The organism is Microbacterium sp. EST19A (assembly GCF_019969685.1).
Lineage (GTDB): Bacteria > Actinomycetota > Actinomycetes > Actinomycetales > Microbacteriaceae > Microbacterium.
The window spans coordinates 1,830,543-1,853,716 of sequence record NZ_JAHXYZ010000001.1 but is presented as its reverse complement, the minus strand read 5'-3'; the positions used below and the strand labels follow the sequence as shown (position 1 = coordinate 1,853,716).

The window sequence follows — 23,174 nt, the reverse complement described above, 5'->3', positions numbered from 1 at the left end:
ATCCGCGTCAGACCCCGACGATGTGCGGGGGCGGCGGCGGGGCGAGCGAACGGCGCGGCACGCCGTGGGCCTCGCGGTGCAGACGCTCCATGCGCGTGTCGAGCTCGGCCGCGGCTGCCGCGGCATCCGTCAGGCTGTCGACGAGGTGCGACGGAACCTGGTTCGAGAACTTGTAGTAGATCTTGTGCTCGAGGCTGGCCCAGAAATCCATGGCGATGGTGCGGAACTGCACCTCGACCGGCACCGACAGGGCACCGGTCGACAGGAACACGGGCACCTCGATGATGGCGTGCAGGCTCTTGTAGCCGTTGTCCTTGGGCTCGGCGATGTAGTCCTTCACCACGCGAACCGTGACGTCGTCCTGCTGGGTGAGCAGATCGAAAAGCTGGTAGACGTCGGCGACGAAGCTGCAGGTCACCCGCACCCCGGCGATGTCGGTGATCTCGGCCCGGATGCGGTCGAAGTCCGGCTCGTCGATCCCCTTGCGGGCGATCTTCTCCACGATGCTGTCCGGGGTCTTCAGCCGGCTCTTCACATGCTCGATCGGGTTGTACGCGTGGTCGTGGGTGAACTCGTCGCGGAGGATCGAGATCTTCGTCTCCACCTCACGCATCCCGAACTCGTACTCGCGCAGGAAACGCTGGAACTCGTCACGCAGTTCGCGTGTCTTGCGGATGGAGTCTTCGGTGACCTGAAGGGTCGTCATGCCCTCGACGTTACGTGCTCGTGATCGGAAAGGGCTGTGGATCGCTGATGCGTCGCAGAGGTCACCATGGATCCCTGCCAGGTTCATGTCGTTCTGCGAGATGCGTATTCCCCGGAGGCCGTAAGGATTCCGTGAGGGACGTGCGACACGCCGTAGGGATTCCGTGAGGATGTCGTGAGGATGCCGTCGGCAGGCGTAGTGTCGCCGGACGTGTCAGACGAAATCCGAGACAGCGCGGACGCCCCGCCCCTCGCCAAGCGCATCCTCATCGGTGACCCGCTGACGAGCGAGCAAGTGGAAGACCAACTGCTCCCGAAACGGATGGCGCTGCCGATCTTCGCGTCCGACGCCCTGAGCTCCGTGGCCTATGCGCCGCAGGAGCTGCTGATGATCCTGCTGATCGGCGGATTGACGTTCCTGTCGTTCACGCCGCTGGTCGCCGCCGCCGTCGTCGTGCTGCTGATCGTCGTCGTGCTCAGCTACCGGCAGCTCATCAAGGCCTACCCGTCGGGCGGTGGCGACTACGAGGTCGCGTCGAAGAACCTCGGCGAGATCCCCGGTGTGATCGTGGCCGCCGCGCTCCTCGTCGACTACGTGCTCACCGTCGCCGTGTCGGTCGCCTCGGGCGTCGACAACATCATCTCCGCGGTGCCGGGGCTCGACCCGTTCCGCGTCGAGCTCGCGGTCGGCGCGGTGATCCTCATCATCATCGTGAACCTCCGCGGGGTGCGCGAGGCGTCGCTGGTCTTCGCGATCCCCACCTACCTGTTCATCGGCTCGGTCGGCTTCATGATCGTGACCGGCATCATCCGCACGTTCCTCGGCGACGCGCCGATCGCGTCGAGCGCCGAGTTCTCGGTGCAGGCGGAAGACCTCAGCCAGGCCGCGGTCATCCTCCTGATCCTGCGTGCCTTCTCGAGCGGATGCTCCGCCCTCACGGGCGTCGAGGCCGTGTCGAACGGCGTGCCCGCGTTCCGCACTCCCAAGGTGCGCAATGCGCAGTCGACCCTCGTGCTGATGGGCTCGATCGCGATCTGCCTCTTCGCCGGCCTCACCGCTCTGGCCCTCATCGCCGGTGTGCACTACGCCGAGAACCCGTGCGACCTCATCGGATTCGACTGCACGAGTCCGCAGCCGAGCCTCATGGCGCAGATCGCCGCGGCCACGTTCGGCGGCGGCAGCATCCTCTTCTTCATCGTGCAGGCGGCGACGGCCTGCGTGCTGCTGCTCGCGGCGAACACCGCCTTCAACGGCTTCCCGCTGCTGGGCGCCGTGCTCGCCCGCGACGGCTACGCGCCGAAGTCGCTGAACACCCGCGGCGACCGCCTGGTGTTCTCGAACGGCATGATCCTGCTCGGCATCGGCGCGATCGTCGTGCTGGTGGTGTTCCAGGCGCGGCTGACGACGCTGATCCAGCTGTACATCATCGGCGTCTTCGTGTCGTTCTCGCTCGGGCAGATCGGCATGGTGCGGCACTGGCGACGAGTCCTGCGGGGCCCGGCCGAGGACACGCCGGCGTCCGGAGTCGACGGCGCATCGGCATCCGATCGCCGGTCGGCGAAGGTCGGTCTCATCATCAACTCCGCCGGCGCCACGCTCACGGTGCTCGTGCTGGTGATCGTGACCATCACCAAGTTCACCCACGGCGCGTACCTCGTGTTCTTCGCGATCCCGATCCTCGCGTTCCTGATGCTCGGCGTGAAGCGCTACTACCGCGACGTCGACCACGAGATCGCGATCGACGACACCACGCGCTTCGGCGCGACGGGCGACCTCGCGATCGTCATGGTCAGCCGCCTGCAGAAGCCGGTCGCCAAGGCCGTCGACTACGCGGTCGCCGCGAAGCACGGCAAGACGATCGCGGTGCACGTCGCCGTCGATGCGGATGCCGCCACCGAACTGCAGAAGCAATGGGCCGACCACCTGATGCCGATCCCGCTCGTGATCGTGGAGTCGCCGTACCGGTCGTTCGCTCAGCCGGTGTCGCAGTTCATCAAGCAGTACCGGGCGAAGCACGGCTCCTCCGTCGTGACCGTGTATCTGCCGCAGTACATCGTGGGGCACTGGTGGGAGACGTTCCTGCACAACCGCCGCGCCCGCCGCCTCGCCAATCAGCTCATGCTCGTGCACGGCGTCTCGATCACGCTCGTGCCGTGGCTTCTCGACTCGTCCGAGCTCATCTACGGCCGTCGTTCGCGCCCCTTGCCGGGCCAGGAACGCGCCGGTCGTCCGGTCGTGGTCAACGGCCGCCGTGCGCACCGCCCCGGCGGTCCGCCGCAGGACTAGGCACCGCGGCATCCGTCTGCCGCCTTTCGGTCTCCGGCCTCCGGTCGCAATTCACGTCGCTCGGAAGGGTTCCGGTCGCGATTCGTGCCGCTCAGCGGCGGTCCGGGCGACATCTATCGCGACCGGAAGACCGAGCAGCATCCCTAGGCTGAGGTGATGGAATCACTCGTCCGCACCGAACGGCTGCAGATCCGCGCGATGACCGAGCCCGACATCGACGCGATGTGGGAATGGCGGCGGCTCCCCGAGGTGAACCGCTGGCTGGGACTCGCACCCGAGACTCTCGAGGCGTTCCGGGAACGCTACCGCGATCCGGAGCGGATGGCGGCGATGCACCTGGTCGAGCTGCTGCCGGAAGGCGACGACGGCGACCCCGTGCCCATCGGCGACATCATGATCAAGATCGGCGACGGATGGGCGCAGCTCGAGGTCGCGGATCAGGCGAAGGACGTCGAGGCCGAGCTCGGATGGGTGCTCGATCCCGCGTACACGGGCAAGGGGTACGCGACCGAGGCGATCCGCGCGGTGATGGACGTCTGCTTCGGACCGCTCGGGCTGCGTCGCGTGCACGCCGGATGCTTCGCCGACAACGAGCCCTCGTGGCGGCTGATGGAGCGTCTCGGGATGCGGCGCGAGGAGTTCAGCCGCAAGACTGCGCTGCACCGCTCCGGCGAGTGGCTCGACGGCATGAACTACGGCATCCTCGCCGAGGAATGGGCAGAGCGCTCGACCGCGTCCCTAGGCTGAGGTCATGAACTCACGCAGGGCCCTGATCGTGCGCGGCGGCTGGGCGGGCCACCAGCCGGTCGAGACGACCGACCTCTTCGTCCCGTTCCTCGAGCGCAGTGGGTTCGACGTGCGGATCGAGGACTCGAGCGAGACCTACGCGGATGCCGCGGTCATGGCGGAGACCGACCTGATCGTGCAGTCGGTGACGATGGCGGAGATCTCCGCGGCCGCCATCAAGGGGCTGCGCGACGCGGTTCTCGCCGGAGCGGGCTTCGCCGGATGGCACGGCGGCATCGTCGACGCGTACCGCGCCAACTCCGACTACCTGCAGCTGGTCGGCGGGCAGTTCGTCAAGCATCCGGCGAAGGCGCAGGAGCTGATCCGCGGAGACGGCGCCGACAGCTTCCTCCCGCACACCATCGACATCACCGAGCTCGGCCGCGATCACGAGATCACCCGCGGCATCTCGGACTTCGCGCTCACCACCGAGCAGTACTGGGTGCTGCACGACGACCTCAACGACGTGCTCGCGACGACGACGCATCCGGCCCGCGCCGATCAGCCATGGCACCGCCCGATCACCTCCCCGGCCGTCTGGACCCGTTCGTGGGGTGCCGGTCGCGTCTTCGTCGCCACCCCGGGTCACGACACGGGGGTGCTTCGCGACGCGAACGTGCGCACCATCGTCGAACGCGGGTTGCTGTGGGCGAGCCGAGGGGAAGCGGTCTAGCGCGGCATGGGCAAATGCTAGCGAGCCGTGCGGACACCGGGTTCACCCCGCGACGAGCGCCAGCACCAGCCCGGCGACAGCGACCGTCGGTACGGCCACCACTACTCCCCAGAGCATGAAGCGCGGCCAGCTGATCGTGACGCCGAGCGCGACGATGCGGTGGTGCCAGAGCAGTGTCGCGAGCGAGGCCCACGGAGTGATGAGCGGGCCGAGGTTCACGCCGATCAGGAGTGCCATCAACGCCACGGGGTCGCCCGCCGCGGGTTCGAGGATCAGGTAGGCCGGGAGGTTGTTCACGCCGTTCGCGGTGACCGCGCCCATCGCCGCGAGCTGCAGGAGCGCCCCCATGCCGTGTCCGCTCGGCGCGACGGACGTCAGGAAGTCCAGGATGCCGTTGGCGTGCGCCGCCTCGACCAGCACGAACAACGCCGCGGCCAGCCCCAGCGCCTGCCACGGCACCAATGAGAGTCGCAGCACGTGCCGACGCCGAACAGCGAAGAGAACCAGCATCAGCAGCGCTGCGGCCGTGGCCGGAATCCACACGTCGTGCGTGAGGGTGAGCATCGGCAGCAGCACCACCAGCACGCCGGCCGAACCCCAGAACAGCAAGCGGTCGGACGGGGTGCCTGCCTGCGGCACCCGGTAGGCGCCGAAGAGGGTGCGGCGATGCACGATCGTCAGGAGCGCGACGGGGATGAGCACGCCGACGAGCGTCGGCGCCCAGCTCAGCGCGAGAAACGCGGCAGGATCGGCGCCGATCGCGGGGGCGGCGAGCAGGTTGGTCAGGTTCGAGACCGGAAGAGCGAGGGATGCCGTGTTCGCCAGCCACACCGTCGCGAGCGCGAACGGCAGCGGGGAGACGCCGATGCTCTGCGCGAGCACCACGACCACCGGCGTCCCGATCACGGCCGTCGTATCGAGTGACAGGAAGACGGTGCTGACCACGGCGAGCGCGACGACCGAGGCCCAGAGCGCGATCACACGGCCGCGGCCCCAGCGGGCGAGCCGCTGCGCGAGCACGTCGAAGACACCGGCATCGCGGGCGAGCTCGGCGACGATCGTGATCGCCACCACGAACCCCAGAACCGGCGCTGTGCGCAGGCCGAGGGCACCGGCATCCGCACTCGGCAGGATGCCGCTGACGACGCACACCGCGGCGACGGCGATGAGCGCCAGGACGATCACCGTCCCCGCCCCGATCCGCCGCCTGGTCGCACCCACTCCGTGAGCATAGGGCCGGAGGCTGTGGTCGCGGTCGCAGTTCGTGCCGCCGCGCCGCATTCCGGTCGCAGGTCGTGCCGCCTTACGCGTTGAGGACGGCAGCAACTGCGACTGGAACCACGGACCGACCCGCCCGTCGTGAGGGCGGCGCATGGGTCGGGCGGGAACCCGTAGGGGAACCGTGAGGATCGTCGGATGCCGCCTCGCACGGGAGTTGTATCGACTCCGTGCTCGACATCATCTACATCGCGCTGACTCTCGCGCTGTTCGCCCTCGTCTCCCTCGTGGCCAAGGGGGTGGAGAAGCTGTGATCGTCTTCGAGATCATCGCCGCCGCCCTCGCGGTCGCCGCCGTCGTCTACCTCGTGGTCGCCCTCGTCGCTCCGGAGAGGTTCTGATGGATACGTCGATCTGGTTCGGCGTGCTGCAGGTCGTGGCCGTCGTCGTCGTGCTCGTGCTGCTCTACCGCCCGCTCGGGGACTACATCGCCCACGTCTATACGACCCCGCGCGACCTCCGCGTCGAGCGCGGCCTCTACCGGCTGATCGGTGTCGACTCCCGCTCCGAGCAGACCTGGCGCGCGTACGCCCGCAGCGTGCTCGCGTTCTCGGTCGTCGGCGTCGTGCTCGTGTACGCGCTGCAGCGGCTCCAGGCGTTCCTGCCGCAGTCGCTCGGCCTTCCCGCGGTGCCCGAGGGGCTCTCCTTCAACACCGCGGCCTCCTTCGTCGCCAACACGAACTGGCAGTCGTACTCGCCCGAGCAGACCATGGGCTACACCGTGCAGCTCGCCGGCCTCACCGTGCAGAACTTCGTCTCGGCGGCCGTCGGTCTCACGATCGCGATCGCCCTCATCCGCGGCCTCGCCCGCCGCGGCTCCACCACGATCGGCAACTTCTGGGTCGACCTGACCCGCGGCCTCGGGCGTCTGCTGCTCCCGATCGCCCTGATCGGCGCGGTGGCCCTCCTCGCCGGCGGCGTGATCCAGAACTTCGCCGGGTTCACCGACGTCACCACGGTGTCGGGCGGCACGCAGACGATCCCGGGCGGACCGGTCGCCTCACAGGAGGCGATCAAGCTCCTCGGCACGAACGGCGGCGGCTTCTTCAACGCCAACTCCGCGCACCCGTTCGAGAATCCCACCGGGTTCACGAACCTGGTGCAGATCCTGCTGATCCTCGTGATCCCGTTCGCGCTCCCCCGCACGTTCGGCCGCATGGTCGGCGATCACCGCCAGGGCTACGCGATCGCGGCCGTGATGGGCACGATCTTCCTCATCTCGACCTTCGCGCTCTCGGCCCTCGAGCTCGCCGGAGGCGGCAGCGCCCCCGAACTCGCCGGCGCCGCGATGGAAGGCAAGGAGCAGCGCTTCGGCATCCTGAGCTCCACGCTCTTCGGCACCGCGAGCACGCTCACGTCGACCGGCGCGGTCAACTCGATGCACGACTCGTACACGGCGCTCGGCGGCATGATGCCGATGCTGAACATGATGCTCGGCGAGGTCGCCCCCGGCGGCGTCGGCTCGGGTCTGTACGGGATGCTCGTGCTCGCGATCATCGCGGTGTTCGTCGGCGGGCTGCTCGTCGGCCGCACCCCGGAGTATCTCGGCAAGAGGATCGGGCCGCGGGAGATCAAGCTCGCGAGCCTCTACATCCTCGTGGTGCCGGCACTCGTGCTCGGCGGCACGGCTCTGAGCTTCGCGATTCCCGGCATCCGCGAGGACGTCGAGTCGACCAGCATCCTGAACCCGGGTGTGCACGGCATGAGCGAGGTGCTCTACGCGTTCACCTCGGCCGCGAACAACAACGGCTCGGCATTCGCCGGACTCACCGCCAACACTCCGTGGTTCAACACCGCCCTGGGCGTCGCGATGCTGCTCGGCCGCTTCCTGCCGATCGTGCTCGTGCTGGCGCTGGCCGGCTCGTTCGCGGCGCAGGAGCGGATCCCCGCCACCTCCGGCACGCTGCCCACCCATCGGCCGCAGTTCGTCGGCCTCCTCCTCGCCGTGACGGTCATCGTCACCGCACTCACCTACTTCCCCGTGCTCGCACTGGGACCCCTCGCTGAAGGACTCGTCTGACATGACACTCGACACCGACGTTTCTGAGCCCGACGTCTCGTCTCGCTCCTCTCGCTCGACGACCGACGCCCCGGCCCGCGCGTTCGGCTGGGCGCAGCTCGTGCAGGCACTGCCCGGCGCGCTGCGCAAGCTCAACCCGGCCTCGCTCGTGCGCAACCCCGTCATGCTGCTGGTCTGGGTCGGCGCGGCCTTCACCACGGCGCTGGCGATCGCCGAGCCGTTCCTCGGCGGCCCCGCCGACTCCGGCGGGACGCCCGTGCCCGCCCCGTTCACCTGGGGCATCGCGGTATGGCTGTGGCTCACCGTCCTGTTCGCGAACGTCGCCGAATCGGTCGCCGAAGGCCGCGGCAAGGCGCAGGCCGCGACGCTGCGGAAGACCCGGACCAGCACCATGGCGCGACGGGTCGTCGGTCACGACCTGGCCGCGGATGCCGCTGCCGAGCACGCGGACACCGTCGAGGTCTCGTCGGCGGAGCTCCAGCGCGACGACGTCGTGATCGTCGAGGCGGGCGAGCTCATCCCCGGCGACGGCGACATCATCGCGGGCATCGCGACGGTCGACGAGTCGGCGATCACGGGCGAGAGCGCGCCGGTCATCCGCGAGTCCGGGGGCGACCGCAGCGCCGTCACCGGCGGCACCCGCGTGCTCTCGGACCGCATCGTCGTGCGCATCACCTCGAAGCCGGGCGAGACCTTCGTCGATCGGATGATCGCCCTCGTCGAGGGCGCGAGCCGTCAGCGCACCCCGAACGAGATCGCGCTGAACATCCTGCTCGCCAGCCTGTCGATCGTGTTCGTCGTGGTCGTGCTCGCTCTCAACCCGATCGCGTCGTACGCCGCATCGCCCGTCAGCATCCCGGTGCTGATCGCCCTGCTCGTCTGCCTCATCCCGACCACCATCGGCGCCCTGCTGTCGGCCATCGGCATCGCGGGCATGGACCGGCTCGTGCAGCGCAACGTTCTGGCGATGTCGGGACGCGCGGTCGAGGCCGCCGGAGACGTGACCACCCTGCTGCTCGACAAGACCGGCACCATCACCTACGGCAACCGTCGCGCCCACGAGGTGCTCCCGCTTCAGGGCGTGGGAGACGCCGAGCTGCTGCGCATCGCCGCTCTCTCGTCGCTCGCCGACCCGACGCCCGAAGGAGCCTCGATCGTCGACCTCGCCGCGAGCCGCGGCATCCGGGTCGAACAGCCGACGGATGCCGTCATCGTGCCGTTCACGGCCCAGACGCGCATGAGCGGGCTCGACCTGGCCGACGGCACGCAGATCCGCAAGGGCGCCGGCTCCGCCGTGCGCGCATGGCTGGACCCGTCGTCGGGCTCAGGGACCGTGGAAAGGGACACGGAGCTGACCTCTCTGACGGATGCTGTCGCCTCCAGCGGCGGCACCCCGCTCGTCGTCGCGGTGAAGGGCCCTTCGACGGGCTCAGGCACCCAGGACGCCCGCATCCTCGGGGTCGTGCATCTCAAGGACATCGTCAAGGACGGTCTGCGCGAACGGTTCGACGAGCTGCGCAGCATGGGCATCCGCACCGTCATGATCACGGGCGACAACCCGCTCACGGCCGCCGCCATCGCGAAGGAAGCGGGCGTCGACGACTTCCTCGCCGAGGCGACGCCCGAGCAGAAGCTCGAGCTCATCCGGCGTGAGCAGGAGGGCGGCCGGCTCGTCGCGATGACGGGCGACGGTACGAACGACGCCCCCGCCCTCGCGCAGGCCGACGTCGGCGTCGCCATGAACACCGGCACCTCGGCCGCGAAGGAGGCCGGCAACATGGTCGACCTCGACTCCGATCCGACCAAGCTGATCGACATCGTGCGCATCGGCAAGCAGCTGCTGATCACCCGCGGAGCCCTCACGACGTTCTCGCTCGCGAACGACGTCGCCAAGTACTTCGCCATCATCCCGGCGATGTTCATGGGCGTCTTCCCCGGGCTCGCGGTGCTCAACATCATGCAGCTGCACTCCCCGGCATCCGCCGTCACCAGCGCGATCATCTTCAACGCCATCGTGATCGTGTTCCTCATCCCGCTCGCGCTCCGCGGCGTGAAGTATCGCCCCGCGAGCGCCTCGCAGATCCTGCAGCGCAACCTGCTGATCTACGGCCTCGGCGGCGTGATCGCCCCGTTCATCGGCATCAAGCTCATCGACCTCGTCGTGAGCCTGATCCCCGGCTTCTGACAGTTTGGAAAGGCCTCTCATGTCCTCCACCCGCACCGCCATCCGCACCACGGGCGTCGCCGTCCGCGCGATGCTCGTCCTCACCCTCGTGCTGGGTGTCGGCTACACCCTCGTCGTCACGGGGATCGGGCAGCTGCTGCTGCCGAACCAGGCGAACGGCTCTCCCCTTCCCGACGACAAGGGCAGCTCGCTGATCGGCCAGTCCTTCACGGACGCCGATGGTGAGGCTCTACCCGAGTACTTCCAGTCCCGCCCCTCGGCAGCAGGCGATGGCTACGACGGCACCGCGTCGAGCGGCAGCAACCTCGGGCCGGAGAACGCCGACCTCGTCGCCGCGATCGAGGAGCGGAAGACGGCGATCGCCGAGCGCGAGGGCGTCTCACCCGACGAGGTCCCGGCCGATGCGGTGACGGCATCCGGCTCCGGTCTCGACCCGCACATCAGCGTCGCGTACGCCCTGCTGCAGGTGCCCCGCGTCGCCGAGGCGCGCGGCATGAGCGAGCAGGACCTGCGCGCGATCGTGGAGTCTAGGATTCAAGGGCGGGATCTGGGATTCCTCGGCGAAGAGCGCATCAACGTCGCCGAACTCAACCTCGCGCTCGATGACGGGGAGGGTGCATGAGCGGAGCGCACGCGCGGCGCGGTCGCCTCCGCGTTCTCCTGGGTGCCGCACCCGGCGTCGGGAAGACGTTCGAGATGCTGGCCGAGGGCCGGCGTCTGCACGAGGAGGGGCACGACGTCGTCATCGCGATCGTCGAGACCCACGAGCGGGCCGCGACGCTCGCTCAGACCGTCGGACTCGAAGAGGTCCCGCGCCGGATCGACCAGCACCGCGGCGTCGCACTGACCGAGCTCGATCTCGACGCGGTGCTCGCCCGCTCGCCCGAGATCGCCCTGGTCGACGAGCTCGCGCACACGAACTCCCCCGGCTCGCAGCATCCGAAGCGCTGGCAGGACGTCGATCAGCTGCTCGCCGCGGGCATCGACGTGATCACGACCGTGAACGTGCAGCACATCGAGTCGCTCAACGCCGTGGTCGAGAAGATCACCGGCGTCGCCCAGCAGGAGACGATCCCGGATGCCGTGGTCCGAGCCGCCGACGAGGTCGAGGTCGTCGACCTCGCCCCGCAGTCGCTGCGGGATCGGCTCTCCGCCGGCCTCGTCTACCCGGCCGAGCGGATCGACGCCGCCCTCTCGAACTACTTCCGACTCGGCAACCTCACCGCTCTCCGTGAGCTCGCCCTCCTCTGGCTCGCCGACGAGGTCGACAGCGCCCTGCGCACCTACCGGGCCGAGCAGGGCATCGAGGGCACCTGGCAGGCGCGCGAACGCGTGGTCGTCGCTCTGACCGGCGGTCCGGAGGGCGAGACGCTGCTGCGCCGGGGCGCCCGCATCGCCGCCCGGTCCGCCGGAGGAGAACTCCTCGCCCTCCACGTGTCGGCGCAGGACGGCCTGCGGGATGAGACACCCGGCGCCCTCGCCGCACAGCGCACGCTGGTCGAATCGCTCGGCGGCAGCTACCACCAGGTCGTCGGCGACGACATCCCCGCGACCCTGGTCGAATTCGCGCAGGGCGCCGACGCCACCCAGCTCGTCATCGGCGTCAGCCGGCGCAGTCGCCTCACCGCCGCACTGACCGGCCCCGGCATCGGCGCCGAGGTGATCCGCCGCTCCGGTGACATCGACGTGCACATCGTCACGCACGCCGCAGCCGGCGGACGCCTCGCACTGCCGCGGATGACCGGCGGGGCCCTCGGGTGGCGGCGGCAGGTGCTCGGCTTCGCGGTCGCCCTCGTCTTCGGCCCCCTGCTGTCGTGGGTGATGTTCACGTTCCGCAGCCCCGAGTCGATCACGGCCGAGGTGCTCGCGTATCAGCTGCTGGTCGTCGTGGTGGCCCTGATCGGCGGCATCCGCCCCGCCGTGTTCGCGGCCGTGCTCTCGGGCATCACGCTCGACTTCCTCTTCGTCGCCCCGCTGTTCACGATCACGATCGCCCATCCCCTGCACGTGCTCGCTCTCGCGCTGTACGTCGTGATCGCGATCCTGGTGAGCATCATCGTCGATCAGGCGGCGCGACGCGCACGCACGGCACAGCGCGCGGCTGCCGAGGCCGAGCTGCTCGCCGCGGTCGCGGGCAACGTGCTCCGCGGAGACAACGCCGTGCTGGCCCTGGTCAGCCGCACCCGAGAGGCGTTCGGTCTCAGCGGGGTGCGCCTGCTCTCCCCCGACGGCGAGGTGCTGGCCAGCGACGGCGAGCCCGTGCCCGACGGCCGTGCGACGACCGTGCCGGTGGGGGTCGGCGCGAACGGCGCGGCCCGCGGCTCGCTCGAACTGAACGGCGAACCCCTCGCCGGGCCGGAGCGTCGCCTGCTCGACGCGATCGTGGCACAGCTCGCGGCAGCGATGGAGCACACCGACCTGCGCGCGACCGCGCTCGAAGCCGAGGCCCTCGCCGAGACCGACCAGGTGCGCAGTGCTCTGCTGTCGGCCGTGAGCCACGACATCCGTCGCCCGCTCGCCTCGGCCGTCGCCGCGATCGGAGGACTGCGCGGTGCGCACGAGCTCTCCGACGATGATCGCTCCGAGCTGCTCGCCACCGCCGACGAGAGCCTCGCCACCCTCTCCGCCCTGGTCACCGATCTGCTCGATGTGAGCCGCGTGCAGGCCGGTGTGCTCGCCGTGTCGGCGACGCGCCTGGAGGCGACGGCCCCGATCCTCGCGGCGGTCGACGAGCTCGGCCTCGGTCCCGCGGACGTCGAGCTCTCCCTCGATCCGGCCCTTCCCGTGCTGCAGGCCGACCCGGTGCTGCTGCAGCGGGTCATCGTGAACGTGCTCGCCAACGCGCACCGGCACGCCCCCTCGGGCACGCGCGTGCGGGTGTCGACGAGCACTCTCGGCGACCGCGCCGAGATCCGCATCATCGACCGCGGTGCCGGCGTCGCCCCCGAACGCCGCGACAGCATCTTCCAGCCGTTCCAGCGCTTCGGCGACACCGACAACACGACGGGGCTCGGACTCGGACTCGCGCTGTCGCGCGGATTCACCGAGGGCATGGGCGGTACCCTGACACCCGAGGACACCCCTGGCGGCGGCCTCACCATGGTCATCTCCCTGCCGCTCGCCGCGGCCCTTCGTCAGGCTCAGGGACCGCGAGAAACAGAGGCACAGTGAAGCTCCTCATCGCCGATGACGACCCGCAGATGGTGCGGGCGCTGCGGATCACCCTGGCGGCGCACGGCTACGAGGTGGTCGTCGCTCCGGACGGTGCCGCCGCGATCGCCGCCGCCGCGCAGACCCACCCCGACATCATCATGCTCGACCTCGGGATGCCGCGGCTCGACGGCATCGAGGTGATCCAGGCGCTGCGGGGGTGGACGAACGTGCCCATCATCGTGGTGTCGGGCCGCACCGGGTCCGCCGACAAGGTCGAGGCCCTGGACGCCGGCGCCGACGACTTCGTCACCAAACCGTTCCAGGTGGACGAGCTGCTGGCCCGGCTGCGGGCGCTCTCGCGCCGGTCGATGCCGGCGGGAGGCGAGTCGGTGGTGTCGTTCGCCGACGTGGTCGTCGACCTGTCGACCAAGACCGTCACCCGCGCCGGATCCCGCGTGCACCTGACTCCGACGGAATGGCGGATGCTGGAGCATCTGTCCCGGCACCCGGGCGCCCTCGTCACCCGGCAGGACCTGCTGAAGGAGATCTGGGGCAGCGAGCAGGTCTCCGACTCCGGCTACCTGCGGCTCTACATGTCGCAGCTGCGCAAGAAGCTCGAGCAGGAGCCGAGCGCTCCCGCGCACCTGCTGACCGAGTCGGGGATGGGCTACCGGCTCGTGCTCTGAGCGCTGCGGCGGCGGAGCACGGCCACGACGCCGGCGACGACGAGGAGGACCGCGACGATGATCGCCGTGACCGCGGTCGTGGTGCTCTCCGGCTCACCCGTCAGCCGCCCGACGGCGAGCCAGGCGAGACCCCAGGCCGTGGCGAGCGCCGGGGCGATGCGTCCGGTGAACCACGCGGATGCCGCGCCGATCACGAGCACGACGACGAGCACGGCCACCGCCCAGACCTCGGCCTGATCAGCCCAGCTCGCAGGGACCGTCTGCGTGAGCCATGCAGTGATGTTGGCGACGGTCGCGATGGTGACCCAGCCGAAGTGCAGGCCGTTCGCGCCGTCGGTGAGGATGCGGTCGGCGAGGTTCTTCGGACGGAAGCGACCCAGCAGCACGATGACGCGGCCGATCGTGGCGAGCAGCACCGCGATCACGATCCAGGTGAGGACCAGCGTGAGGAACTGCGCGGTGACGAGCCAGAGGCCGTTCAGCACCATCGTCGCCGCGATCCAGCCGCCGACCGCGCGCTGGCGCTCGTCGGCTCGCTGTGGCGGCAGCGCCTGCCACACGGTGTAGGCGATCAACCCGAGGTAGATCAGGGACCAGATCGAGAAGGCGGGTCCGGCCGGAGCGAGGTACGAACCCTGCGCCGAGAGGGCGCCGTCCTGCAGTTCGTTCACCGATGTGCCGCCGAAAGCGCCCGAACCGACGGCCGCGGCGATCAGCATGAAGGCTGCCGCGGCGATGATCAGTGTCTGGCGGAGGATGTCCTGCGTGCGGGATTCCATGGCAGGGACTCTAGCATTTAATCGCTAACCAGGTTAGTGACTTGCTTGGCTAGGCGGCGACCGCCGCGTCGATGAGCACCTCGGCGGCACGGCGCGCCTGCACCGCGACCTGCGGGTCGGCCGAGATCGCGGCTGTGCTCTGCGCACCCTCGGCGAGGATCGACAGCTGGGCGGCGAGCAGCGGAGACGCCCCGGCGCCCGCGACGAGCCCGGCCATGTACTCCTGGAACGACGCCTTGTGCGTGCGGACGATCTCGGCGACCTCGGGGTTCGTACCGCCCAGCTCGCCGAAGGCGTTGATGAACGCGCAGCCGCGGAAGTCGTCGGTGCAGAACCAGTCCTCGAGATATCCGTACACGGCGAGCAGGCGCGTGCGCGGGTCACCACCGGCATCCGTCACCGCGGCCGACAGGCCGTCTTCCCACTGCGCGTGCTTGCGCGCGAGGACGGCTGCGACGATGTCGTTCTTGGCGGGGAAGAGCGAGTAGAGGCGACGCAGCGACACGCCGGCCGCGGTGCGCAGCTCGTCCATGCCGACCGCCGCGTAGCCCTTGCGGTAGTACAGCTCATCGGCCGCCGCAAGGATCTGTTCACGCACCGTTTCCTCGTTCATGCTCTCAGTGTACTTGACATGAGAACGCACGTTCTCTATGTTGGACGTATCGAGCGAGAACGACCGTTCTCACCGGAACCGAAAGGATCAGGATCATGGGTTACATCACCGTCGGAAACGAGAACAGCGCCCCGATCGAGCTGTACTACGAAGACCAGGGAGCCGGTCAGCCCGTCGTCCTGATCCACGGCTATCCGCTCGACGGCCACAGCTGGGAGCGTCAGACCCGTGAACTCCTCGCCCAGGGCTACCGCGTCATCACGTACGACCGCCGCGGCTTCGGCCAGTCGTCGAAGGTGAACGCCGGCTATGACTACGACACCTTCGCCGCCGACCTGAACACGGTCCTCGAGACCCTCGACCTGCGCGACGTCGTGCTCGTCGGCTTCTCGATGGGCACCGGCGAGCTCGCCCGCTACGTCGCGAAGTACGGTCACGAGCGGGTCGCGAAGCTCGCCTTCCTCGCCTCGCTCGAGCCCTTCCTCGTGCAGCGCGACGACAACCCCGAGGGCGTGCCGCAGGAGGTCTTCGACGGCATCGAGGCAGCTGCCAAGGGCGACCGCTTCGCGTGGTTCACCGACTTCTACAAGAACTTCTACAACCTCGACGAGAACCTCGGCTCACGCATCAGCGAGCAGGCCGTCACCGGCAGCTGGAACGTCGCGATTGGCAGCGCTCCCGTCGCCGCCTACGCGGTCGTCTCCTCGTGGATCGAGGACTTCCGCGGAGACGTCGAAGCCGTCCGTGCGGCTGCCAAGCCCACGCTGATCCTGCACGGCACGAAGGACAACATCCTCCCGATCGACGCGACGGCACGCCGCTTCCACCAGGCGGTGCCGGATGCCGACTACGTCGAGGTCGAGGGCGCACCGCACGGCCTGCTCTGGACGCACGCCGACGAGGTCAACGCCGCACTGAAGGACTTCCTCGCGAAGTAGCAGCCGCCGGCTCCGGCATCCCCCTCCGTCTGGAGGCGGATGCCGGAGCCATCAGGCGCTGCGCCGCCTGCGGATCAGCAGGATGCCGCCGCCGAGCAGCAGCGCGCCGAGGGTCGCGGCGGCGGCTATCCACGCGCCGTCCGCTCCTGTCGAGGAGAGCGCGCCGGTCGAACCGCGCTCTGCCGGCCGCTCCGGGGAGCCCGGCGACCCGGGAGCACCGGGTGCTCCCGGTGATGCCGCACTCACCCGGACACCGGCGCCGATGCTCAGCTGATCCGGGGCGCCGGGCGTCAACGCGACCCGCACGAGGCCCGTCGCCGGATCGACATCCGAATCCGTCTCGGATCCGCCGACTCCGCGGAACGTGAACTCGAACCCTGCGGGGAGATCGAGGAACCCGACGTCGTAATCGCCCAGCGGCAGGTCGGGGAACAGGTACGCACCGCTCGGGTCGGTGCTCACGCGCTCGATCTCTTCGCCCGGCCCGCCGCCGGCCTCGTACAGGACCACGGTCACGCCGGGAACACCCGGTTCATCGGCGTCCTGCCGGCCGTCGCGGTCGCGGTCGTCCCAGACGCGGCTGCCGATCGATCCGAGCAGGGGAAGCAGGCCCGCATCCACGCCAGTCTCCCCGGGGGCCTCATCGGTGAGCGAGACCGGCGGAGTGCGACCCGTGTCGGGGGCGGGATCCGAGTCGAGCGCGCGGTCGTCGCCGACACCGGGGGTCGTGAGGACGGCCCCATCCGGGAGGCCCTCGAAGCCGACGGTGTAGTCCCCCTCCGGGAGCCCTTCGAACAGGTAGTTGCCGTGGTCGTCCGTCGCGGTGCGGTCGACCTCGGCGCCGTCACCGTTGCGCAGCACGACCGTCACGCCAGGCACACCCGGCTCGGTTGGATCCTGCACACCATCGCGATCGTCATCCGACCAGACCCGGTCGCCGATCGAACCCGGCGGCGGCGGGGCCACCAGACCCGCATCCACGTCGGTCACATCCGGCACCGCGGGCGTGGGGGAGATCGTGCCGGTCCGGCCTGTCGTGGGGTCCGCGTCCGAGTCCGTCGACGGATCGCCGCTCCGGGCGATCCCCGTGAACGAGAGTCCCACCGGAAGGCCCTCGAACCCGACGGTGTAACCGCCCAGGGGGAGATCGTCGAAGAGGTAGTGGCCGTCCGCATCCGTCGTCGTCCGAGCGACCTCGGCGCCCGCACCATCGCGCAGCACGACCGTCACGCCTGCGACGCCGGGCTCACCGGCATCCTGAGCGCCGTCCCGATTCTCGTCGCGCCAGACGGTGTCGCCGATCGAGCCCCGCGGCGGGCTGACCAGCCCCGCATCCACGTTCGTCACGTCGGGAACCGCGGGGGTGAGGGTGATCGTGCCCGTACGACCCGTCGCCGGATCTGCGTCCGAGTCGGTCGACGGGTCGCCGCTCAGCTTCGGTCCCGTGAACTGCAGACCATCCGGCACCCCCTCGAAGCCCACCGTGTAGCCACCCAGAGGGAGAGCGTCGAAGAGGTAGTTCCCCGACGCATCCGTCGTGGTCCGAGCGACCTCGGTGCCCGCGCCGTCGTACAGCACGACCGTCACACCCGGAACACCCGGCTCGCCGGCACCCTGGGCACCATCACGGTTCGCATCGCGCCAGACCGTGTCGCCGATCGAACCCCGCGGCGTCAGGAGACCCGCATCGACATCTGTGACATCCGGCGCCGTCGGAGGCAGAGTGATCGTGCCGGTCCGGCCGGTCGCGGGATCGGCATCCGAATCCACCGCTCGATCACCACCCGCAGCCCGCGGAGCGAAGGTCGAACCCGTCGGCAGGTTCGTGAACTCCACCGAATAGTCACCCATCGGGAGGCCGGTGAAGGAGTACTTCCCGCCGGCATCCGTCGTCTTCCGCGCGACCTCGTCGCCGGCACCGTCGCGGAGCACCACCGTCACACCCGCGACTCCCGGCTCCCCGGCATCCTGGATGCCGTCGCGATCGTCGTCGCGCCAGACCGTGTCGCCGATCGAACCCAGAGGTGTCACCAGGCCCGCGTCGACGTCCGTCACATCCGGCACCGCAGGGGTGAGAGTGACCGTGCCGGTGCGGCCCGTCGCGGCGTCGGCATCCGAATCCACGGCACGATCGCCGCCCACGGCCCGCGGAGTGAACGTCAACCCCGCCGGAAGACCGGTGAACTCGACGATGTGATCGCCCATCGGCTGGTTTCCGAAGCGATACTTTCCTGCCGCATCCGTGGTCGTGCGCGCCGTCTCGGCACCGGCACCATCGCGCAAAATGACGGTCACACCCGGAACACCCGGCTCGCCGGCATCCTGCACGCCGTCGCGGTCGCCGTCGCGCCAGACCGTATCGCCGATCGACCCCAGAGGAGACAGCAGCCCTGCGTCGACGTTGGTGAGATTCCTGTTCTGAGAAGTCAGCGTCAGGGCACCGGTCCGGCCGCTCGTGGGATCGGCGTCGGAATCGACCGTGTCGTCGCTGCCGGCCCGTGGTGCCGTGAGCGTGGCCCCGGTGGGGAAGCCCTCGAAGCCGACGGAATACACGCCGAGCGGCAGGAAGGGGAACAGGTACGTGCCTTGAGGGTCGGTCGCCGTCCGAGTGATCTCGGTGCCACCGGGTCCGTAGAGCACGACGGTCACGCCGGCGACTCCCGGCTCGTCGACATCCTGCCCGCCGTCGCGATCGTTGTCGAGCCATACCGTGTCGCCGATGGAACCGTACTCCCCGATACCGGCGTCGACGGTGAGGTTCGCGGGCGCTGCGGTGTCGATGCGCGCGACGCTGGAGAGACCGGTCGCCGGATCGGCGTCGGAATCCGCGTCATCGGCGCCGACGTTCGGCCGCGTGAACGAGAACCGGGCGGGGAGGCCCGTGAACCGCACCCGGTAGTCGCCGAACGGGAGACCCGGGAACAGGTACGAGCCGTCGGCCGCTGTCACCGTCGTGATCGGGTTGCCCGCAGTATCGGTGACGGGAGCGCCTGCGGCATCCGTCAACGTCGCGGCGACGCCGCCGACCCCGGGCTCGCCGGCATCCTGCACGCCGTTCCCGTTCGCGTCGTTCCAGACCCGGTCGCCGAGGGATCCCTGCTCGGGCAGACGGAAGGACACGCGCTGCAGGTCGGAGTTGTCACTGTCGCCGGGGTTGCCGGGAACGCGCAGCGTCTCCGTGAAGACGACGTTGCGCCCGTTGACGCCGTCGGCGCTGGTGGTGCCGTCGTTGGCGAAGTAGGCGGCGCCGGTGCCGAAGGTCGCCGCCGGGAAGGCACTGTACGGCGTCACCTCCGACGTGAGGTCGAAGGTCACCGCGGTGTACGTGCCGGAGAGGCGCACCGATCCGCACCCGGCGAAGTCCTTGTTCGGGCTGCGCGTGCGCGCACCCGCCGGCTGGTCCACCGCATTCGTGTCGCACCGGGCGTTCGTGTTGCGGTTTCGCACCTGCATGACCTTGTCGGTGATCGAGAGATTCGTGGCGCCGCTCGACGGCTGGGCGAACGACGCTCCCGCGCTCGTGATCGTCCAGATCGTGCTGTTGAACGAGCCGCGCTGATAGGCGCCGACGCCGGCCGCCGACCATCCCCCGAGACCGGAGATGTCGAGCACCACGTCGGTCATCGGCCGCGAGAAGGTGACCGTGAGCGTGCCGATGCTGCAGACACCGTTGAAGTTCTGGTGGGCGGCGCTGCCGAGCGGGCCGCCGCAGCCTTCCGAGCCGTTCGTGAGGATGCCGAGCGCCGGCAGCGCCGCGGGGGTCGGTGCACCCACGAAGGTCGCCGGCTGCGCGCCGTAGCTCGACTGGTTGGTGCCGGCGGCGAGGAAGCTGGCACCGGGTGTCCGGCCGGCGAGGGGCGTGAAACGCGCGTCGATCGCGACCGGACCCGTCGACGTCGGCAGCACGCTGGTCGCCCGACCCGTCGCCTGCGTCCGGTATGCCGTCGGCGTGTATTGGCTGGTCGCGGACCCCGGCGTCTGCAGGACCCAGGGGTCGTTGAAGACGTAGTCGTTCTGCTCGGCGGCGACGGATGCGGGCGCACTGACGACCTGCGCACCGAGCAGCCCGAGAGCGACCAGCGTCGCGCCCGTCACCATCGCGGTCGACCGCACGAACCTGTGTCTCTGCATGACGAAACCACCCCTCCGAGGACGAACCCCGGATCATGGTCGCAGAGGACAGATCCTCGATGTGCGGTATATTGATATTCTTTTGTTTATTACCGCGAGGAGACCTGCGTCGTCCCCGCAGACGCTCAGCCGCGCATCGCGACACCGCGACGCCAGTAGCCCATGAAGGCCACCTGCGACCGGTCGATGCCGAGGTCCTTCACCAGGTGACGGCGCAGCGTGGTGACGACACCGCTCTCACCGGCGATCCAGAAGTACCGCTCCGCCGGAGCGTCCGCCGCAGCGATCTCCTCGCCGAGGCCCGAATAGTCCGGGGTCTCCCAGACGAGGTCCTCGCTGTCGATGTCGGTCAGACGGATCTCCTCCGTCGCATCCGCGTCACCCAGGTATGCGAGCACGGCGGGGATGAGCGACAGGCCGTGCAGCTCGCCGGCGTCGCGGGGCAACCAGTGCACCTCGACGCCCTCCGGCACGTCGATCCGCAGGATGTCAGCCGGCGACGGAACCTCGATGAACGCGACGCCGCGCAGATCGCGCGGAGCGTCCTCCAGGATGCGGGCGATGGCCGGCGCGGCCGTCTCGTCACCCACGAGCACCACCGAACGGGCGCCGCCCGGCTCGTATTCCGCCCCTCCGTGCGCATCGGCATCCACTCCGCGGCGCGGGCCGACCAGGAAGAGCTCCTGCCCGACCTCGGCCCGGCTCGCCCACGACGACGCCGGGCCGGTGAGCCCGGGCTCGAGGTGCAGCACGAAGTCGACGACGACCTCGGTGTCGGCGCCGTCGACGCGCAGGTCGCGCACGGAGTAGGTGCGCATCGACCCGCGGTCCTCCTCCGGCACGGCGAGGAACGACTGCCACCAGTCGTCCGTCGACCGATCGAGCGGAGGAAGGATGCCGGATGCCGGCGGGAACACGAGCTTGATGCGCGAATCGAAGACCTCGCCCGGGGTGGCGAACTCGAACAGCTCGTCACCGCCGAACGTCACCCGCACGAAAGACGGGGAGACGCGGTCGACCGCGCGCACCTCGGCGCGGGCCAGGACGTAGGTGGGGCGCTCGGTGGTGGTCGTCTCAGCGGACATGATGCCTCCCGATAGGTGTGACCATGGGCTTTCCGGAAACCGGGTCGGTGGTGATCTGATTGGCGAGGCCGAAGACCTCTTCGACGAGGTCGGCGGTGACGACGGCCTGCGGGGTGCCGGCGGCGTGCACCTTCCCCTCCTTCATCGCGACGAGCTCGTCGGCATAGCGCGCGGCCATGTTGAGGTCGTGCAGCACCATCACGATGGTCGTGCCGCGCGAGACGCTCAGATCCGTGAGGAGGTCGAGCACCTCGATCTGGTGCGCGACGTCGAGGAACGTCGTCGGCTCGTCGAGCAGCAGGATGTCGGTCTCCTGCGCGAGCGCCATCGCGATCCAGACGCGCTGGCGCTGCCCGCCGGAGAGTTCGTCCACACTGCGATCGGCGAGATCCGTGGTGCCGGTCGCGGCGAGGGCGTCGGCGACGACCTCGTAGTCATGCGCGCTCCAGCGCGACAGCATCCGCTGATGGGGGTGACGGCCCCGGCCCACGAGGTCGGCGACGGCGATGCCCTCGGGCGCCACCGGCGACTGCGGCAGCAGACCGAGGATGCGCGCGACCTCCTTCGTGGGGCGGGCGTGCACCGACTTGCCGTCGAGCACGATCTCGCCGGACGTCGGGGAGAGCAGGCGCGCGAGCGAGCGCAGCAGCGTCGACTTGCCGCATCCGTTCGCGCCGACGATCGTGGTGATCTTGCCCGGTGCGATGGTGAGGTCGAGCCCGTCGATGATGGTGCGATCGCCGTAGGCGAGGGTCACCCCCTCGGCCGACAAGGTGTGCGAGACGGTCATAGCGAACCCCCGGAGCGGTTGGTGCGGACGAGCAGATAGATGAGATACGGAGCGCCGAGCACGCCGGTGACGACGCCGACCGGGTAGCGCTCGCCGAACGCGAACTGCCCGATCATGTCGCCGCCGAGCACCAGCACGGCCCCGACGAAGGCGGACGGCAGGAGCAGGTTCGCGCCGGGCCCCGTGAGACGGGCGGCGATCGGGCCCGCCATGAAGGCGACGAACGCGATCGGTCCGGTCGCCGCGGTGGCGAACGCCAGCAGCGACACGGCCCCGAGGATGAAGAGCAGACGCGTGGCATTGACCCGCACTCCCAGGCCCGACGCGGAGTCATCGCCGAGCTGCATCGCCCCCATCGCCCTGCCGCGCAGGAGCATGACGGGGACGATCACCGCGACGACGATCGCGAGCGGGATCACTCGCTCCCAGGAGGCGTTGTTCAGGCTGCCGGTGAGCCACTGCATGGCGGTCTGGATGTCCCACTGGACGGCGCGTGAGAGCAGGTAGGAGATGACGCTCTGCAGCATCGCCGCGATGCCGATGCCGATCAGGATCAGCCGTGTGCCGGCGAAGCCGCCCTTGATCGAGAGCAGGTAGATCACGCCCGCCGTCAGCAGCGCCCCGCCGAGGGCCATGAGCGAGACGACCGGCCCGTTCAGCGACAGCACGATGATGCCGATGACGGCGGCGGCTCCGGCACCGTCGGAGATGCCGATGATGTCCGGCGAGGCGAGCGGGTTGCGCAGCAGCGTCTGGAAGCACACACCGGCGATGCCGAAGGACAGGCCGGCGAGCACGGCCAGCACCGCGCGCGGCAGCCGCAGCTCGCCGACCGTGAAGGAGGCTCCCGGCACGGTCTGGCCGAGGATCACCTGGACGACATCGACCGGGCCGTAGAAGGTCTTGCCGACCATGAGCGCTGCGGCGAACAGGGCGAGGGTGAGGATGCCGAGCACGATCGACGCCCGTGCGTGCTGGCGATGGCGGGCCCTTCGACCGGCGATGATCGCGGCCGCGTCGGCACGGACCTCTGCGGCGGCAGGACCGCGGGCGGTGCGGAGGATGC

At 69.7% G+C, this 23,174-nt stretch carries 18 protein-coding genes; 10 read left to right on the top strand and 8 right to left on the bottom strand.

From position 1 onward, the window contains the following. Positions 1-7: 7 nt before the first annotated feature. Positions 8-706, bottom strand: a complete 699-nt coding sequence (locus LC452_RS09160) for a GTP pyrophosphokinase family protein (protein ID WP_223624381.1) — start codon at positions 704-706, stop codon at positions 8-10. A gap of 180 nt (positions 707-886) precedes the next feature. Here LC452_RS09160 and LC452_RS09155 point away from each other — a divergent pair, with 180 nt between their 5' ends. The 3 genes from LC452_RS09155 to LC452_RS09145 all read left to right on the top strand — a co-directional run bounded on the left by LC452_RS09155 (position 887) and on the right by LC452_RS09145 (position 4,451). Further along, positions 887-2,992 (top strand): APC family permease, encoded by a 2,106-nt coding sequence (locus LC452_RS09155; RefSeq protein WP_223624379.1) that lies wholly within the window; start codon positions 887-889, stop codon positions 2,990-2,992. Positions 2,993-3,148: 156 nt separating this feature from the next. Beyond that, on the top strand, positions 3,149-3,739 hold the full coding sequence (locus LC452_RS09150; protein ID WP_223624377.1) for a GNAT family N-acetyltransferase: 591 nt from the start codon (positions 3,149-3,151) through the stop codon (positions 3,737-3,739). Between the two features lie 4 nt (positions 3,740-3,743). Continuing rightward, positions 3,744-4,451 (top strand): ThuA domain-containing protein, encoded by a 708-nt coding sequence (locus LC452_RS09145; RefSeq protein WP_223624375.1) that lies wholly within the window; start codon positions 3,744-3,746, stop codon positions 4,449-4,451. Between the two features lie 42 nt (positions 4,452-4,493). On the opposite strand, the gene LC452_RS09140 is transcribed toward LC452_RS09145, so the two are convergent. After that, positions 4,494-5,672 carry an SLC13 family permease gene (locus LC452_RS09140; RefSeq protein ID WP_223624373.1) on the bottom strand — a complete coding sequence of 393 codons (1,179 nt, stop codon included), beginning with the start codon at positions 5,670-5,672 and terminating at the stop codon, positions 4,494-4,496. Between the two features lie 307 nt (positions 5,673-5,979). On the opposite strand from LC452_RS09140, the gene LC452_RS22070 reads away from it, so the two are divergent. Genes LC452_RS22070 through LC452_RS09110 form a run of 6 tightly spaced genes read left to right on the top strand, consistent with a single transcriptional unit; the run spans position 5,980 to position 13,772 of the window. After that, positions 5,980-6,069 (top strand): potassium-transporting ATPase subunit F, encoded by a 90-nt coding sequence (locus LC452_RS22070; RefSeq protein WP_136055757.1) that lies wholly within the window; start codon positions 5,980-5,982, stop codon positions 6,067-6,069. Then, positions 6,069-7,748, top strand: a complete 1,680-nt coding sequence (kdpA, locus tag LC452_RS09130; protein WP_223624371.1) for a potassium-transporting ATPase subunit KdpA — start codon at positions 6,069-6,071, stop codon at positions 7,746-7,748. The genes LC452_RS22070 and kdpA overlap by 1 nt, the downstream gene beginning before the upstream one ends. 1 nt (position 7,749) lies before the next feature. Next, positions 7,750-9,933 (top strand): potassium-transporting ATPase subunit KdpB, encoded by a 2,184-nt coding sequence (gene kdpB, locus LC452_RS09125; RefSeq protein WP_223624368.1) that lies wholly within the window; start codon positions 7,750-7,752, stop codon positions 9,931-9,933. Positions 9,934-9,952: 19 nt separating this feature from the next. Next, positions 9,953-10,555 (top strand): potassium-transporting ATPase subunit KdpC, encoded by a 603-nt coding sequence (kdpC, locus tag LC452_RS09120; RefSeq protein WP_223624366.1) that lies wholly within the window; start codon positions 9,953-9,955, stop codon positions 10,553-10,555. Beyond that, a complete protein-coding gene (locus tag LC452_RS09115) occupies positions 10,552-13,104 on the top strand; it encodes an ATP-binding protein (protein ID WP_223624364.1) in 2,553 nt (850 codons plus the stop codon). The genes kdpC and LC452_RS09115 overlap by 4 nt, the downstream gene beginning before the upstream one ends. Then, entirely contained in the window at positions 13,101-13,772 is a 672-nt protein-coding gene (locus tag LC452_RS09110; protein ID WP_223624362.1) for a response regulator, read from the top strand. Before LC452_RS09115 ends, LC452_RS09110 begins: the two co-directional genes overlap by 4 nt. Here LC452_RS09110 and LC452_RS09105 read toward each other — a convergent pair. Both LC452_RS09105 and LC452_RS09100 read right to left on the bottom strand, forming a co-directional pair. Then, positions 13,754-14,551, bottom strand: coding sequence for a TspO/MBR family protein (locus LC452_RS09105; protein WP_223624360.1), 798 nt, complete (start codon positions 14,549-14,551; stop codon positions 13,754-13,756). The two genes, LC452_RS09110 and LC452_RS09105, sit on opposite strands and share 19 nt — an antisense overlap. 49 nt (positions 14,552-14,600) lie before the next feature. Further along, positions 14,601-15,164: a TetR/AcrR family transcriptional regulator gene (locus LC452_RS09100; RefSeq protein ID WP_223624358.1), complete on the bottom strand. Its 564-nt coding sequence runs from the start codon at positions 15,162-15,164 to the stop codon at positions 14,601-14,603. A 95-nt stretch (positions 15,165-15,259) separates the two neighbouring features. Here LC452_RS09100 and LC452_RS09095 point away from each other — a divergent pair, with 95 nt between their 5' ends. Next, a complete protein-coding gene (locus LC452_RS09095) occupies positions 15,260-16,102 on the top strand; it encodes an alpha/beta fold hydrolase (RefSeq protein WP_223624356.1) in 843 nt (280 codons plus the stop codon). A 51-nt stretch (positions 16,103-16,153) separates the two neighbouring features. Here LC452_RS09095 and LC452_RS09090 read toward each other — a convergent pair whose 3' ends face one another. The 4 genes from LC452_RS09090 to LC452_RS09075 all read right to left on the bottom strand — a co-directional run bounded on the left by LC452_RS09090 (position 16,154) and on the right by LC452_RS09075 (position 23,172). Further along, positions 16,154-20,233, bottom strand: a complete 4,080-nt coding sequence (locus tag LC452_RS09090; RefSeq protein ID WP_223624354.1) for an SdrD B-like domain-containing protein — start codon at positions 20,231-20,233, stop codon at positions 16,154-16,156. Positions 20,234-20,358: 125 nt separating this feature from the next. Next, the gene (locus LC452_RS09085; protein ID WP_223624352.1) at positions 20,359-21,318 is read right to left on the bottom strand and encodes a siderophore-interacting protein; all 960 of its coding nucleotides are present in this window, start codon (positions 21,316-21,318) and stop codon (positions 20,359-20,361) included. Continuing rightward, positions 21,308-22,108 carry an ABC transporter ATP-binding protein gene (locus tag LC452_RS09080; RefSeq protein WP_223624350.1) on the bottom strand — a complete coding sequence of 267 codons (801 nt, stop codon included), beginning with the start codon at positions 22,106-22,108 and terminating at the stop codon, positions 21,308-21,310. The genes LC452_RS09085 and LC452_RS09080 overlap by 11 nt, the downstream gene beginning before the upstream one ends. Continuing rightward, on the bottom strand, positions 22,105-23,172 hold the full coding sequence (locus LC452_RS09075) for a FecCD family ABC transporter permease (RefSeq protein ID WP_374197767.1): 1,068 nt from the start codon (positions 23,170-23,172) through the stop codon (positions 22,105-22,107). Before LC452_RS09075 ends, LC452_RS09080 begins: the two co-directional genes overlap by 4 nt. Between the last annotated feature and the right edge of the window lie 2 nt (positions 23,173-23,174).